17 protein-coding genes are annotated in these 14435 nt (G+C 61.8%); 7 read left to right on the top strand and 10 right to left on the bottom strand.

Annotation, left to right across the window (positions count from 1 at the left end; genetic code table 11):
* Positions 1–42 precede the first annotated feature (42 nt).
* Positions 43–1023, top strand: a complete 981-nt coding sequence (locus RE432_RS09840; RefSeq protein ID WP_310933250.1) for a tripartite tricarboxylate transporter substrate binding protein BugD — start codon at positions 43–45, stop codon at positions 1021–1023.
* 121 nt (positions 1024–1144) lie between these two features.
* Here RE432_RS09840 and RE432_RS09835 read toward each other — a convergent pair whose 3' ends face one another.
* From RE432_RS09835 to RE432_RS09825, 3 genes are all read right to left on the bottom strand, one after another.
* Positions 1145–1957 (bottom strand): IclR family transcriptional regulator, encoded by an 813-nt coding sequence (locus RE432_RS09835; protein ID WP_310933249.1) that lies wholly within the window; start codon positions 1955–1957, stop codon positions 1145–1147.
* Positions 1958–2020: 63 nt separating this feature from the next.
* A complete protein-coding gene (locus tag RE432_RS09830; protein ID WP_310933248.1) occupies positions 2021–2824 on the bottom strand; it encodes a molybdopterin-binding protein in 804 nt (267 codons plus the stop codon).
* Positions 2825–2863: 39 nt separating this feature from the next.
* Complete coding sequence (locus tag RE432_RS09825) at positions 2864–3658, bottom strand: EI24 domain-containing protein (protein WP_310933247.1); 795 nt, start codon at positions 3656–3658, stop codon at positions 2864–2866.
* Between the two features lie 60 nt (positions 3659–3718).
* Here RE432_RS09825 and RE432_RS09820 point away from each other — a divergent pair, with 60 nt between their 5' ends.
* Entirely contained in the window at positions 3719–4102 is a 384-nt protein-coding gene (locus tag RE432_RS09820) for a thioredoxin family protein (protein WP_310933246.1), read from the top strand.
* A 30-nt stretch (positions 4103–4132) separates the two neighbouring features.
* On the opposite strand, the gene RE432_RS09815 is transcribed toward RE432_RS09820, so the two are convergent.
* From RE432_RS09815 to RE432_RS09805, 3 genes are all read right to left on the bottom strand, one after another.
* Positions 4133–5512: a DEAD/DEAH box helicase gene (locus RE432_RS09815; protein ID WP_310933245.1), complete on the bottom strand. Its 1380-nt coding sequence runs from the start codon at positions 5510–5512 to the stop codon at positions 4133–4135.
* A gap of 175 nt (positions 5513–5687) precedes the next feature.
* Entirely contained in the window at positions 5688–6029 is a 342-nt protein-coding gene (locus tag RE432_RS09810) for an AzlD domain-containing protein (protein WP_310933244.1), read from the bottom strand.
* Positions 6026–6685, bottom strand: a complete 660-nt coding sequence (locus RE432_RS09805) for an AzlC family ABC transporter permease (RefSeq protein ID WP_310934189.1) — start codon at positions 6683–6685, stop codon at positions 6026–6028. Before RE432_RS09805 ends, RE432_RS09810 begins: the two co-directional genes overlap by 4 nt.
* Before the next feature lie 169 nt (positions 6686–6854).
* On the opposite strand from RE432_RS09805, the gene RE432_RS09800 reads away from it, so the two are divergent.
* The 4 genes from RE432_RS09800 to RE432_RS09785 are packed head-to-tail and all read left to right on the top strand — an operon-like array spanning position 6855 to position 9625.
* Positions 6855–7775, top strand: coding sequence for a branched-chain amino acid transaminase (locus RE432_RS09800; protein ID WP_310933243.1), 921 nt, complete (start codon positions 6855–6857; stop codon positions 7773–7775).
* Positions 7776–7831: 56 nt separating this feature from the next.
* On the top strand, positions 7832–8044 hold the full coding sequence (locus RE432_RS09795) for a zinc-finger domain-containing protein (RefSeq protein WP_310933242.1): 213 nt from the start codon (positions 7832–7834) through the stop codon (positions 8042–8044).
* A gap of 57 nt (positions 8045–8101) precedes the next feature.
* The gene (locus RE432_RS09790) at positions 8102–8524 is read left to right on the top strand and encodes a nuclear transport factor 2 family protein (protein WP_310933241.1); all 423 of its coding nucleotides are present in this window, start codon (positions 8102–8104) and stop codon (positions 8522–8524) included.
* A gap of 9 nt (positions 8525–8533) precedes the next feature.
* Complete coding sequence (locus RE432_RS09785; RefSeq protein ID WP_310933240.1) at positions 8534–9625, top strand: alpha/beta fold hydrolase; 1092 nt, start codon at positions 8534–8536, stop codon at positions 9623–9625.
* Positions 9626–9635: 10 nt separating this feature from the next.
* Here the strand turns inward: RE432_RS09785 and RE432_RS09780 are convergent, their stop codons facing one another.
* From RE432_RS09780 to RE432_RS09765, 4 genes are all read right to left on the bottom strand, one after another.
* Positions 9636–11144: a M48 family metalloprotease gene (locus RE432_RS09780; RefSeq protein WP_310933239.1), complete on the bottom strand. Its 1509-nt coding sequence runs from the start codon at positions 11142–11144 to the stop codon at positions 9636–9638.
* Positions 11145–11164: 20 nt separating this feature from the next.
* Positions 11165–12028 carry a cytochrome c oxidase assembly protein gene (locus tag RE432_RS09775; protein WP_310933238.1) on the bottom strand — a complete coding sequence of 288 codons (864 nt, stop codon included), beginning with the start codon at positions 12026–12028 and terminating at the stop codon, positions 11165–11167.
* Positions 12029–12058: 30 nt separating this feature from the next.
* Entirely contained in the window at positions 12059–12394 is a 336-nt protein-coding gene (locus RE432_RS09770) for a hypothetical protein (protein WP_310933237.1), read from the bottom strand.
* 349 nt (positions 12395–12743) lie between these two features.
* Complete coding sequence (locus RE432_RS09765; protein ID WP_310933236.1) at positions 12744–13187, bottom strand: TM2 domain-containing protein; 444 nt, start codon at positions 13185–13187, stop codon at positions 12744–12746.
* A gap of 65 nt (positions 13188–13252) precedes the next feature.
* On the opposite strand from RE432_RS09765, the gene RE432_RS09760 reads away from it, so the two are divergent.
* A complete protein-coding gene (locus RE432_RS09760; protein ID WP_409079840.1) occupies positions 13253–14407 on the top strand; it encodes an FAD-dependent monooxygenase in 1155 nt (384 codons plus the stop codon).
* The last annotated feature ends 28 nt before the right edge of the window (positions 14408–14435 follow it).

Genomic DNA, 14435 nt, shown 5'->3' with positions numbered 1-14435 from the left:
TTACTTAATATTTTTACTTTGTTGTTTACAAAGGGAGTTTGAATGAAGCACAAGACCCTAAAACTCGGCTCCGCCCTGTTCGTCAGCGCGCTGCTTGGCGCCGGCGCAGCCCAGGCCGCCGACTACCCTGACCACGCCATTAACATGGTGGTGCCGTTTTCTGCTGGCGGCCCCACTGACAACGTTGCGCGCTCGTTGGCCGAAGCTATGCGCCCCACGCTGGGCCAGACCATTGTCGTCGAGAACAAGGCCGGCGCCGGCGGCACCATCGGAACCAGCCAGATTGCGCGCGCCAAGCCGGACGGCTACAGCTTCTTGCTGATGCACATCGGCTTTTCGACCGCACCGTCGCTGTACAAAGATCCCGGCTACGATCCCAAGACCAGCTTCGAACCCATCGGCCTGGTGGTCGACGTGCCCATGACCATCATCGCGCGCGCCGACTTCCCGCCCAATAACGTCCAGGAACTGGTTGAATACCTGAAAGCCAATAAAGACAAGGTATCGCTGGCCAACGCCGGCATCGGCGCCGCAAGCCACCTGTGCGGCACCATGTTCACCAACGCCATTGGCGTCGACCTGCTGACCATCCCCTACAAGGGAACCGGCCCCGCCATGAACGACTTGCTGGGCAAGCAGGTTGATGTCCTGTGCGACCAAACCACCAATACCACCCAGCACATCAAGGCCGGCACCGTAAAGGCCTATGCCGTCACCAGCAAGCAGCGTGTTCCCACCCTGCCCGACCTGCCCACCATGCAGGAATCCGGTTTCGCTGATTTCGAGGTCGGCATCTGGCACGGCATGTGGGCGCCCAAAGGCACGCCCAAGCCCGTGACGGACAAGCTGATTGCTGCCCTGCAAGCCGGCCTGGCCTCTGAAGACTTCCAGAAACGCATGGCCGGCCTGGGCGCCACCGTGCTGACCGACGAAGCCAACCCCGAGGCACTGACCAAGAAAGTAGAACAGCAGGTGCCTCAATGGGCCGAACTGTTCAAGAAATCCGGCATAGAACCACAATAAGCCGGCAGCCGCTTTAATCGTTAAAAAAGCATCTCGTGTCACGAGATGCTTTTTTTATGCGCTGGATCAAACAGTTTGCCTATGCCATGTTCAGATCAAGCGTGAAGGCGAAGCGATGGAATTACTGGCTGGCCTCGTATCCCAGCGCCTCGGATATCTGCGCGGCGGTGCGCAGCAGAATGGGAATCCATTCATCGCGCATGCGTTCCGCCGGAGCCGAGATCGACAAGCCGGCCTGAAGTTTGCCGGTATCGTCGTACACCCCGGCCGCAATGCAGCGCACGCCCAGCTCAAGTTCTTCATTGTCACGCGAATAGCCATGGCGCCGCACCTGCGCCAGATCGCGCTCGAGCTGGTCGGTTTGCGTAATGCTGTTGCGCGTCGTGCCGGCCAGGCCGGTACGCATGGCGTATGCCCTGACCTGCCTGGGATCGCTGACGGACAAAAACAGCTTGCCTGTCGAGGTCAGGTGCAAGGGCGCCCGCCCGCCTATGGCGCGCACGACCTGCATGCCCGAACGCTCGCTCCAGGCGCGCTCGATGTAGACGATCTCGTCGCCCTGCTGCAAAGACAGGTTGATGGTCTGGCCGGTTACCTTATGCAATTCGCGCATGGGCTCGAGCGCCACCTCGCGCACATTGAGCCGCCCCTTGACCAGGGAGCCCAGTTCCAGCAAGCGCATGCCCAATTGGTACAACCCGCTATCGACCCGCTCTACATAGCGGCCCACGGCCAGGTCGTTCAGAATGCGGTGCGCGGTGGAAGTGTGCAGGCCGGTTGCGGCCGCCAGGTCTTTCAGCGCCACCGGGTCCGACTGCCTGGCCAATACGTCCAGCAGCCGCATGGCGCGCTCCAGCACCTGTATTGTTATTTGCGAATCGTTGATGGCGGAAACGCCATTCGAGGAAGGAGTAAATAAAGTGGATCGTGGCATAGTCTGATTTTGACGCAACGCAACAATTCCATAATATGAAAAAAACCTGCTGTCTGGCAAGTGTTATTTTTCAGGCGGGCTGAGCTCTCCCCCGACTTTCCCGACTTCGTCCCGCAAAAATGCCAAGGCCTGGGCGGCCGCCTCGGGCTCGCCCCGCACCCCCAGATCGATGTGGGGATGCCCTTCTCCGCCCATGCTCGGCAGGCTGAAGGCCTTGATCCCCGGCCAGCGCCTTTCCAGCTCTTCCAGCGCCGGGGTAATCCGCGACTCCGGCAGTTTGAACACCAGGAAGGAATGCTCCACCCGCGTGGATTGATGATGCAAATGCTTGTAGCGGGTATCGAGCGTCCATTCCATCATGGGCCACGCCATCACGGGAAACCCGGGCATGAAGGTGTGGTCTTTAATGAAAAAACCCGGAATCTTGTTATAGGCGTTGGGGACGATGTCGGCCCCGGCCGGGAATACGCCCATTTGCAGACGCTGCTGGTTTTCGGGCAGGCTCATGTCGCCGCTGCCCTGCCCGCGCCTTTCGTTATCGGCACAGCGCTCGGCAATCAGCCGTTCGGCCTCTGGATGCAACGCAAGCTCGACCCCAAGCGCTTGCGCGGCCGCCTGGCGGGTCTGATCGTCGGGTGTGGCGCCGATGCCGCCGCAGGCAAAAACAATATCGTCGGTGGCAAAGCTTCGCGCCAGTGTCGAGGCAATGACATTGCGTTCGTCGGAAATGAACTCCGCCCCCGCCAGTTGCATGCCCCGCTGCGACAGCAGCTCGACCAGCTTGCTGAAATGCTTGTCCTGCCGCCGTCCCGACAAGATTTCGTCGCCGATAATGATCAATCGCACTTTGCGTGTAAGGGTGTCCATAGCGTTCCAGATCTTGTTGTGTTATTGAATAAATGGCGTTCAGGCCTCGACCACCGTCTGCACGCGCAACTGCCTTAATGCCTCGAGGCTGAAATGCGCGAAGACCAGTGCCGAGAATACTGGCAGAAACAGCCAAGCAGGCGGAAACAGGTTGATCAGCGCCAGAATGACGCCAATCAGCCACAACTGGCGATTATGACGGCGCCACAGCAGCCGGCGCTCTTGCGCGCTGCCGTGCTCGATGATGGCATCGACCCTGAGCATGCGGGTGAAAGCGAAAGCCCACCAGAAAATGGGCAGCAACACGGGCAAGGGGGGAATCAGCCACAAGGGCATGGTCATGACCCAGCCGACCGCAAAGATGATACCCACCCAGACGGCGTTCCAGGCGCCTACCGCCGTGGAAAACTGCCCCTGGCGCGACACGCCCTTGTATTCGCCCTTTTCAAGATGGCTCAAGACAATGGGCATGACAAATATGGCGGCGATGATCAGCCCCAATATGCCCGAAATCGGCAACAGCACACAGACCGCCAGCACCGGAATCAGGTAGAGCTTGATGGAAAACAGGCCGATGGCCAGCATCCATTGGTCGATCTGGTTGACGACGCCCCAGTCGGACGCCTGGGCGTTCATCCATTCCGTCAATGGCGCCCAGAACGCCCAAAGCAATATAATGGCCCCGAGCAGCGCAATCAGAAAAGGCAAAAACAAGGCCATCAGCATTTTGGGATGGCATTGCGAGACCAGCGCGCGCTTGAATGCCAGGCCCACGGCCCCCAGGCCGGTGACGGCGGACGGCGCAGGGCGCAAAGCAAGATTAGATTCGCTCATTAAAGCAACCTTGAATCAATGACACGACTATCATAGTCAAACCAGGTCCTATTTGTCTTTATGCCCGTGTTTGAACCCCAATACGACACCCCCGCCCTGGCGGCGCAGCTTGGCCGCCACGACGGCCTGACCATTGCCTGCTATTGTGCCGCCTGGTGCGATACCTGTACAGAATATCGCCCCCATTTCAATGCGCTGGCCGAAAAATGGCCGGAGTGCACGTTTGTGTGGGTGGATATCGAAGAAAATCCGGAGCTGCTCGGCGATGAAGACGTCGAGAATTTTCCAACGCTGCTGATACAGGGCCGGCAGGGCAATCTGTTTTTCGGTACGCTGCTGCCGCATATCGCCCATCTTGACCGGCTGATCGAACGCGCCGATCAGCGCTCGCCCGTGCTGGCGCAAGGCCCGGGGCCTTTGCTGACACTGCTGGACAACGCCTAAGAATATGCCGTGCCGGCCGGGGCCGGCGCCTTAGCGGCCGCCCAACAGGACGCCCACCGATTTCTTGCTCGTAGCGGCTGCGGCCGTGGGCCGCGCAGCCTCTGTGGCACGCGGCGTGGCCGACGGCACATACGGCTTGTAGAAGAACTCGTCTACCGGCTTGGACGGCGTTGCGCCGCCCCCATAGCTGCGGCGGTCGCCGCGGCCGGAGCCGGATGCCGGGCGGCGCGATGCCGCTGGCAGCGCAAGCTGGCCACGGGGGATTTTCGTCTTGATGAGTTTCTCGATATCGAGCAGATACCGTTCCTCGTCGGGCGAAAAGAAGGCAATCGCCTCGCCGGTGTTGCCGGCACGCCCGGTACGGCCGATGCGGTGGACGTAGTCCTCGGCGTTGTAGGGAAGATCGTAATTGATGACGCAAGGCACGCCGGCCACGTCAAGGCCGCGCGCGGCCACATCGGTGGCCACCAGGACTTCGAGCTCGCCCGCCTTGAAGGCTTCCAGCGCTTTCATGCGGTCAAGCTGGCTTTTGTCGCCGTGGATGGATTCGGCCTTGACCCCGTCGCGCACCAGTTCGCGCGCCAGCCGGCTGGTGCCGATCTTGGTGTTGGAAAAAACGATGACCTGATTGAAGCCGCGCGACTTGACCAGATGCACGACCGCGGCGCGCTTGTCGGTGCCCGCCAGGGGATAGGCGATCTGGCTGACGGTGTCGGCCGTTGCATTACGGGCAGCCACTTCGATTTCAGCGGGATTGCTCAGGTAGCTGCGGCCCAGCTTGCGGATTTCGTTGCTGAAGGTGGCGGAAAAAAGCAGCCCCTGGCGCTTGGCCGGAAGCAAGCGCACGATACGGTCCAGATCGGGCAGGAAGCCCATGTCGAGCATGCGGTCGGCTTCATCGAGCACCAGGATGCCCACCTGGCTCAGGTTGACGTTCTTCTGCTCGACATGGTCCAGCAGGCGGCCCGGCGTGGCAATCAGGATCTCGCAGCCGCGGCGCAAGGCATCGCGCTGCGGTCCGATATCGACGCCGCCGAACACGACGGTGGAGCGCAAGGGCGTGGACTTGCTGTAGGTCATGACGCTGTCGGCGACCTGGTCGGCCAGTTCGCGGGTGGGCGTCAGGATCAGCGCACGCACCGGATGGCGCGCCGGCGACGCACTGGTATTGGCATACTGCATCAGGCGATGCAGTATGGGCAACGTGAATGCCGCCGTCTTGCCCGTGCCGGTTTGCGCCGCTCCCATGACATCGCGGCCATCCATGACAATAGGCATGGCCTGGGCCTGAATGGGCGTAGGAGTGGTGTATCCGGTTTCGGCGACTGCCTGAAGAATGCTGGGATGCAGGCCAAAATCGGAAAAAGTGGCGGCAGGAGTATCTGGGTGTGTATGTGTAGTTTCGGTCATTGAAAATGGTTGCGCCCGACGCAGGAGCACCCCGCGCGTAGCTTTTATAACCCCGCTATTTTAACGCAGCATGCGACAGCATCATGACTTGGGCGCGCGCAGCACGTCCACAGCCCGGATAAAAACGGCGGAGTGTCGTTAAAAGCATACGCTTTGCCGGCCCGGCGGCCCGGCTTCAGAACAATCCGGCCAGCGCTTTCAGTATCCAGTAGGCCACCATGCCGCCCACAATGACCATGACGGTACTGCGGGTGCGCCAAAACACCAGCACCGCGGCTATCGCCGCCAGTAGCCGGATATCCACCACAGGACCGGACTCGGTCCAGGGCAAGAGCTCGGGCACCACAATGCCGACCAGGGCGGCAACCGGCGCGTAACGCAGCGCGCTGCGCACCGAATCAGTCAGCGGAATGTGGTCGCCGAACAGGAAATAGCCAGCGCGGGTCAGGAAACTGCATACCGTCAACAGGCCGATCACGCCCAGAATGTACAGATCGTACTCAAGGTTGCCCGTCATCGTGCCGCCCCTGTGTTGCGATGCAGCCGGCGCTCGGTCAGCACGCCCGCCAGAATGCCGCCGATGACCGCGGCGGCCAGGCCCAGGCGCAGCGGCAAAGGCTGGCTTACCCAGGCGATCACGCTTGCCACCAATAGGCACATGACCATGGGACGCGTCTTGACCAGCGGGAGAACGATGGCCATCAAGGCAAGTATGGCGGCGAACTCAAGCGACCAACTGGCCGGCACGAAGGCGCCCAGATAAATGCCCAGCAGCGAAAACAGGTTCCAGGTCAGCCAGCCTGGAAGAATCACGCCCAGGAAATACCACAGCTGGTCTTTTGTGCCCTTGTCCCGGCTATCGCCATAGCGCGCCATGAACAGGACAAACGAGAAATCGGTGCTCAAGTACCCCAGGATCAGGCGCTTGAACCACGACATATGGCGAAAGAAGGGCTGGAGCGCCGCGCCGAAAATCACAAACCGTATGTTGACGACCGTCCCGGCGGCGAAAATCAGCCACAGCGGCGCCGAGGATTCAATCAGGGGCAAAGACGTCAATTGGGCCGAGCCAGCATAGACCATCAGGGTCATCAGCGTTGCCATGCTTTCCGTCAGGCCCGATTTCACCAGGGCAATCCCGGTGACGAAGCCCCAGGTGCCGGTGGCGACCATCGCAGGCAGGGCGTCCGTCAGGCCGGACTTCAAGCTTTTCCGTTGAGAGCTGTCGGGACACAACGAAGCGAATCTGGACTGGGCCACGAGCACAAGACCTTACATGAAAAGCGGCTATTGTAAGGCCCCCGCGCTTGGTACAATCAAGCCTCATCTTTGGGAGAGCACCATGTCCATGTCTGATCGCGATGGTTTTATCTGGTACGACGGAAAACTAGTGCCGTGGCGCGACGCCACCACCCATGTGCTGACCCATTCCCTGCATTACGGCCTGTCTGTCTTCGAAGGGGTGCGCGCCTACGACACCGATCTGGGCACCGCCATTTTCCGCCTGCGGGACCACACCAAGCGCCTGTTCAATTCGGCCCATATCTACCAGATGGACATCCCGTACGACCAGGATGCCATCAACGCGGCGCAGCTTGAAGTCGTGCGCCAGAACAAGCTGGCATCCTGCTACATCCGCCCCCTCGTGTTCTACGGCTCCGAGAAAATGGGCGTCTCGCCCAAGGGCGCCCGCGTCCATGTCGCCATCGCCGCGTGGCCATGGGGCGCGTATCTGGGCGAAGAGGCCCTGCAGCAAGGCATACGCGTCAAGATTTCGTCCTATGCGCGCCAGCACGTCAATGTCACGATGCCGCGCGCCAAGGTCGCCAGCACCTATGCCAACTCCATCATCGCCAACGCCGAGGCGCTCGACCATGGCTACGACGAAGCCATTCTGCTCGACACCGACGGCTTTGTCGCGGAAGGCTCGGGCGAGAACATCTTCATCGTGAAGGACGGCGCCTTGTGCGAACCCGAAATCGCTTCGGCGCTGACCGGCATTACGCGCTCGACCATCCATGCCCTGGCCGCCGACCTGGGCATCCCCCTGCTGACCAAGCGCCTGACCCGCGACGATCTTTACATCGCCGACGAAGCATTCTTCACCGGGACGGCCGCCGAAGTCACCCCCATCCGCGAAGTCGACCGCCGCGTCATCGGGCAAGGCAGCCGCGGGCCCATCACCGAAAAGCTGCAAAAAGCGTTTTTTGATGTCGTCAACGGCAAGAATCCCAAATACCATCACTGGTTAAGCAAGGTATAAACCCCTAAACTCGCTCTTGTTCACCCAACACTCCGTTTTGTTTACTAGGACCCACCATGAGCAGCGCCCCAAAAACAACCGTCCCCAAAGACGAAACCATTTTCATTGAAGCCAAGGACCTGCCCTTGCACTGTCCTGGCCCGCATGCCCCGCTCTGGAGCATGCACCCGCGCGTATACATTGAAGTGGTCAAAACAGGCAAGGCGCTGTGCCCATACTGTGGCGCCGCCTACCAGTTGAAAGAAGGCGAAAAGGTTCACGGGCATTAATCTGCAGTGGGGCGCTCCTCTGCAGATTAATGCCCCGACAATTCTTGGTTACCTGTCATGTTTACAACGCCACAAGAGGCTGAACAAGCGTTCTACGAAGCACTCCGGCAAGCCGACCTTGCCTTGATGATGCGCGTCTGGGCCGACGACGAAGAGGTCGTCTGCATTCACCCCGGCGGCATGCGGACCATAGGCCATGACGCCCTCAAAAGCGCGTGGCAGCAGATTTTCGCAAACGGCCCCGTCACCATCCAGCCGATACGGCCCATGGTCATGACCAGCGTCATGAGCTCGGTGCATGTCCTGATCGAGCAGCTTACCGTCAGCACGGCACAAGGCAGCCAGTCGGCCCACTGCTACACCACCAATATTTTCCACAAAGGCCGCACAGGCTGGAAAATGATCTTGCACCATGCTTCGCACGCGCCGCAGGAAATCGATCTGTTCGATTTGCAAGACCGGCCCGATACCCTGCACTGAAGGCGGGTTGTGACAGCACAGATCGATACCTCTTCCTGCCCAAGTCCGGCCTGGCTGCCCGGCGGCCACCTGCAAACCGTGTACGGCGCACTGGCGGCCCGCTACCATCGCATCGCCTTCGTGCGCGAACGCGTCAACACGCCTGACGGGGACTTCCTGGATTTCGACTGGACCGGCCCGGGCCTGTTTTCAGACCGCCTGGCCGACGGCCAGACCGCGCAGGCCGATGCGCAGCTGCAAAGAACCGCCGCGCGCCGATGGATGCAGGACGAAGACTGGGCCACCCTGCCCACCACGCCGAACACGCCGGCGCTCGTGCTGTTCCATGGCCTGGAAGGCAGCAGCCGCAGTCACTATGCGCAAGCCATCGCCCAGCACTTCCGCGCACGGGGATGGGTGGTTGTCATCGCCCATTTCCGCAGTTGCTCGGGTTTCCCGAATCGCATGGCGCGCGCCTATTATTCGGGCGACTCGGCCGATATCGAATTCATCCTGGATACGGTCCGGCAACGCCTGCCGCATGCCCGCTGGCACGCGGCAGGGGTATCGCTGGGCGGCAATGCCATGCTCAAGCACATTGGCGAGCAAGGCAGCCAAGTCTCATGGCTGGCGGCCTGCGCCGCGGTTTCCGTCCCCATGGACCTGGTCGCCTGTGGCGTGCGCCTGTCTGAAACCCGGCTGGGCAGGCGGCTTTACACACGCTACTTCCTGAAGACCATGAAAGCCAAGATCAGCGAAAAGGCAAAGCGCTTTCCCGGCAACATCGATATGTTCAGGCTCAGCCAGACCAGGACGCTGCGCGAGTTCGATACCCTGTACACAGCACCCATGCATGGCTACAAGAATGCGCTCGACTACTGGACGCGCGCGTCCAGCAAGCCGCATTTGAAAACCATCGCCGTGCCGACGCTGGTCCTGAATGCCCGCAACGACCCTTTCGTTCCTGAGCCCTCCCTGCCCGGCTCCCACGACTGCTCGTCAAGCGTACTGCTGCATCAGCCTGCTGAAGGCGGGCACGCGGCTTTCGTCTGCGGCGCGTTTCCAGGCCATATTGGCTGGCTGCCCATCAGGCTGGCCCGTTTTTTCGAAACCAACGCCTGACTGACGCGAATCAGGACTTGAACCGCTCCAGCAGTTCGCGATCGGATTTCAGCCGCTCTTTAAGCGTACGTATCTGCACGTCGAGTTCGGACTGTACGTAAAAATCCTTGGTCATGCCGCGGGCCTGCTCCAACTGCTCGACGGCAGTGGGCAAGGCGCCGATCCGTTCGTAATAGATGGCCATGGTGCGCCGGGCCTCTATCTGCTGGCCAAGCCGTTCATGGCTTTGCGCCTGCAGCTGATACAAGCGCGGCACATCGGGCCATTGCTTGCTTAACTGCTTCAGGAACTCAATGGCCTGGGCGTCTCGGCCGGTCTTCTGCATGGCCTCGACCCTGGCCAGGGCAATGCCCTGGCTGTCCGGCCAGCGCTCCCATGCCGACTGAGCCAGGGCCAGTGCCTGGGCGTCATCGCCCTGGGCTTGCGTCAGCGCCACCGTCAGCCCGACGATTTCCGGAGACGTTTGCCCGCCCTGCTGTGCCTTGGCCAGCGCCTGTTGCGCTTCGGCCAGGTCCTTCTTCTGCCAGGCGGCATACGCCAGGCCATACCAGGCGGCAGACTGTTCAATACCGCTTTTCTGGTTCGCATCCAGACGCAGGCGCTCAAGCGCATTGCGCTGCGACTGGCTGTCGCGCGCCTGTAGTATGCGCAGCTTGGCCCGCACGTACCAGAAGGTATCAGAATCGCGATGCGCGGCGGTCGGTGCTTCGGCCACACGATTCTGGATATCGGACATACGCTGGATGGAAAGCGGGTGCGTGCTCGTGTAGCCACCGCCGCCCATTCCCTGATTGAGCCGCGCGGCATTGCCAAGCTGCTCGAACATGCGCACCATGCCGCGCGGGTCAAAGCCCGTGCGGCGCATCATTTCGAAACCGGCGCGGTCGGCTTCCTGCTCGGCCTGCCTGGAAAACCCCAGTTGCTGATCGACGGCGGCAGCCTGGCCGAAGGCCGCCACCCCCATAGCCAGATCGCCGCTGCCCGACAGGGCCGCCAGTAAGGCGGCGGCCAGCGCCGCGATCACGACATTGCCGCTTTGCGAACGCTGCGTCATGCCGCGCGCGATATGCCGCTGCACCACGTGTCCGATTTCGTGGGCAACGACCGATGCCAGTTCGGACTCGCTTTGTGCCGCCACCACCAGGCCGCTGTTGATGCCGATATACCCCCCCGGCAAGGCGAAGGCGTTGATCTGCTGGTCGCGCACGCCGAATACCGTAATACGCTGGCCCGAGCCGCCCGGTGCGTTCGCCACCAGGCGGCGGCCCATATCGGTCAGATACTGGCTGACATCGGGATCGGCGATATAGGTGGGATCGCGGCGCCCTTGCTCCATGATGGCGTCGCCCAGGGTACGCTCCAGCGCGGGAGGCAATTCAGCGGACGATGCCGAGCCCATGCTGGGAATACCGACGGGCTGACTGGCGGCGGGCCCGGACCAGCACATCAGCGCGACAAGGCCTGCGCACAACAGGCGGGAGCGGGGCCGGGTTCGGGAAGCAAGGCGATGAACGGTCATGAGTCCGAAAGAAAGCGGCGTCAGGAAACGGGCGCAACCATCGATTGTTTGGCGCGGCGTATGTCTTGTTTATTGGGCAAGCGATTCTTGGCGGATAAACGCATCAGCGTGGCCAGGGCGAACAACAAGCCGAATACTTCGACAAAACCGGCCAGCACCCACATGGTCAAGCCGCCTATGGCCTGGTCGGTCAAGGCCGACATGCCTGGGATGGCCCGGCCGCACAAGTCGAAAATGGGATACAGATCGTACTCTGTAAACGTAATGATCGCGCCCACCACCATTTGCGGCACCATGGTGAGCACCGGCGAAATAATGCGCCCCCCCGGCGACAGCACGGCGGGCGGACTGGGACGGCGGTCCAGGATGAGATTCCAGTACATGAACCCGCTGATGACCACCGACCAGTTCATGAAGCGGTACAAGCGCCAGTCGAGCATGGAATAGAACTGGACCGTGGGAATAAGAAACCCGACCACCAGCACCACGAACAGCACGGGCACGAATATCTTGTTGGTCAGCACGGCCTGGAGCGCCCGGCCCGGCCGGCTCTGGCGGAAATCACGCAAGCGCAGGCGCCACGACATGGGCAACCCCGCCCGCAGCACCTGCCCGGGATAAGCCCCCATGATCAGCAAAGGCCCCAGATGGTGCAATACCAGATGCTGCAAGCGGTGTATGAAGAACATGCGCTCGGCATAGTAGTCGATGCGCGTGTGCATAGACAGGTACAGGAAGGCGACACCGACCCAAAAGAGAACCTGGCGCGCCGCACTGACCCGGTGAACACGGCGCCCGCGCAAAAACAGCCAACAGCCCGCAAAGAACATCAACAGCAGCGAGGGAGAGAACTCCCAGGGCGTGAGCCAATCGATGACAATCATGGGCGAAAAATCCAGTTAGCGCGAACCCGGCTAGTTTAAAGCAATATGACGCCGGTCGCCCCACTGCACTTGCTGTACGCCGGGGTACTGGCTAAGTTGGCGCGCCTGCGACATCAGCACCGGACGCAGTTCGGGCGGGCAATGCACGGTGACGCACGCCCGGGCCATATCTTGCGGCGGCACGTGATCGACCATGAGCGTGGCAACCTGCAGGCCGGCCCCTTCGAAGCCAAGATAGATCTGCTTGCGTACATCGGCAAGCCGATGGCGCGGGCACACCACCGTCAGCCGCGATGTCGAGCTGGGGATGCGGACCGGTACGGACTGAACGCCGGCACGGCGCAAAAACAAATTGAAAAGACGCATAAAAACCCCCACTGTCTTATGCGCGCCGCCGGAGCGGCGCCTAACCGTTTGCCTGGCGGCAAGCGGTTGCACATTATCGGATGATGACGGGAGTTCGAATGCGGATGACGCTTCAAACTGCCACGCCCTTGGAAAACCAGGGCGTGGCAAAAGGAGCTTGGGTGAGCCTGCCTGCTGCCTAAACGCGCCTGGTGAAGGAATAGCCGATGCAAGATCGGCTGCTACTATCGCCGGGGTCGGAATTCACCACAAGGCTCCTGTAAAATTGACAGCCTCTATTGTAATGCCAGAGACGACTAGGGACAACCCTTATACGCTTGCGCAAGAAAAGAACGTTTGGCATGGGTGCTCAGTACACATACCCATCGAGCCAGCCCATGGCGGTGTACACATGCATGACAATCAGCGCCAGGCCGAACATCATCACCGTGCCGCCCATGAAAGTGGTCACAATGGCGGCGATGACGGCATTCCAGCCCGTACGCGTCGCCTGGCCCGAACCGGCGTTGTATTTAGCATCGAACTGCTCGTCGGGCTTCAGCGCGAACACCAGCGCCTCGATGAAGCCGGCGGTGACGGGAACGATCAGCACCAGGAAGGGGGGGCTGTCCCACCACACAGGGTAAAGCTGCGCCAGCAACAGCATCAGGACGGCGAACGACGTCCACACCCAGGCCCTGGCGCGGCCCATATACCACCAGTGGGCGCCGAACACGCCCAACAGGCATGCCAGCCAGGCAGCAGCCACCTTGCTTCGATGGCGCACTGGAACAGTAACAGCGGTCTGAGTCATGATCCCGGTTCTATCAATAAAAGCCTACAATTTTGCGTATTGTAGTAGTCAAGCATGGAATGCACATGGATACGCCCACCTACGATATTGTCATCAGCGGCGCCGGCCCGGCCGGAAGCGCGCTGGCGCTTATTCTGGCCGGCAAGTCCCCGCGGCCCGAACGCATCGCGCTGCTGGGCCGGCAATTCCACGCGGGCCGGCACCAGGACGGCGGCGTCGATCCACGCACCCTGGCGCTGAACCACGGCAGCCGGGTGCTGCTGGAGCAATTGAACAGTTGGCCGGCCGAATCGGCCAGCATCGATACCGTGCACGTCTCGCAGCGCGGGCGGCTGGGCCGGGCACTGATCACGCACGATGAATTGGGCGTTCCGCGCCTGGGCAGCGTCGTGACCTACGACGCGCTGCTGGCGGCCCAGCACCAGGCACTGCGGCAAAGCGGCGTCACCCTGCTCGAGGCCGCCTCGACGCCCTTGCCCGGGCCGGGGCATGTGCTGTTCCAGCACGAAGGCCGGGATCTTTCCGGCAGCGTGGCCATCCAGTCCGACGGCGCCAGGCCGCAAGGCATCGAACGCCACTACAAGCAGCATGCCGTGCTGGCGACCGTAAGGGCCTCGCGGCCCAGAAAAGGCTGGGCCTTCGAGCGCTTTACCCGGCAAGGGCCGTTGGCCGCGCTGCCCCACCCTCAACAAGACGATGTGTACGGCATCGTCTGGTGCTGCGCGCCCGAGGACGCCGCCCGCCTGCAGGCGCTGCCGGACCACGAATTCGAGACGGCCCTGCACCGCATGTTCGGCGACCGGCTGGGCCGCTTCCAGTGCCTGGCCGAACGGCATGTGTTTCCGCTGGCCCTGCATGCCGGGCCGTCATTGATCAGTGACCGAACCGTGGCCATCGGCAATGCCGCCCAGACCCTGCATCCGGTCGCCGGCCAGGGACTGAACCTGGGGCTGCGGGACGCGGCCCAACTGGGACAGGCCCTGGCGCCGTGGCTGGCCCGTCCCCATACCGACCCAAGCCCCTTGCTGGCCCGGTTTGCCGGCATGCGCCGGCCCGACCGGTGGCTGACCGCAGGCATCACCGATTTCCTGCCCCGGGCATTCAGTACCGGCAATCCCCTGGTCGAGCACGCCGGCGGCCTGGCCCTGCTGGCACTGGACCTGGCGCCCTTCCTGCGTAAGCCCCTGGCTCGCCATCTGTTACAAGGCTTGCGCACTTGAACCCATCCCCCGAATCCGCATCGGGGGT

This window comes from Pusillimonas sp. SM2304 (genome assembly GCF_031628915.1).
Taxonomy (GTDB): Bacteria; Pseudomonadota; Gammaproteobacteria; order Burkholderiales; family Burkholderiaceae_B; genus Pusillimonas_C.
Note: the sequence above shows the minus strand (reverse complement) of the source record. Positions and strands in the feature narration are given on the sequence as shown.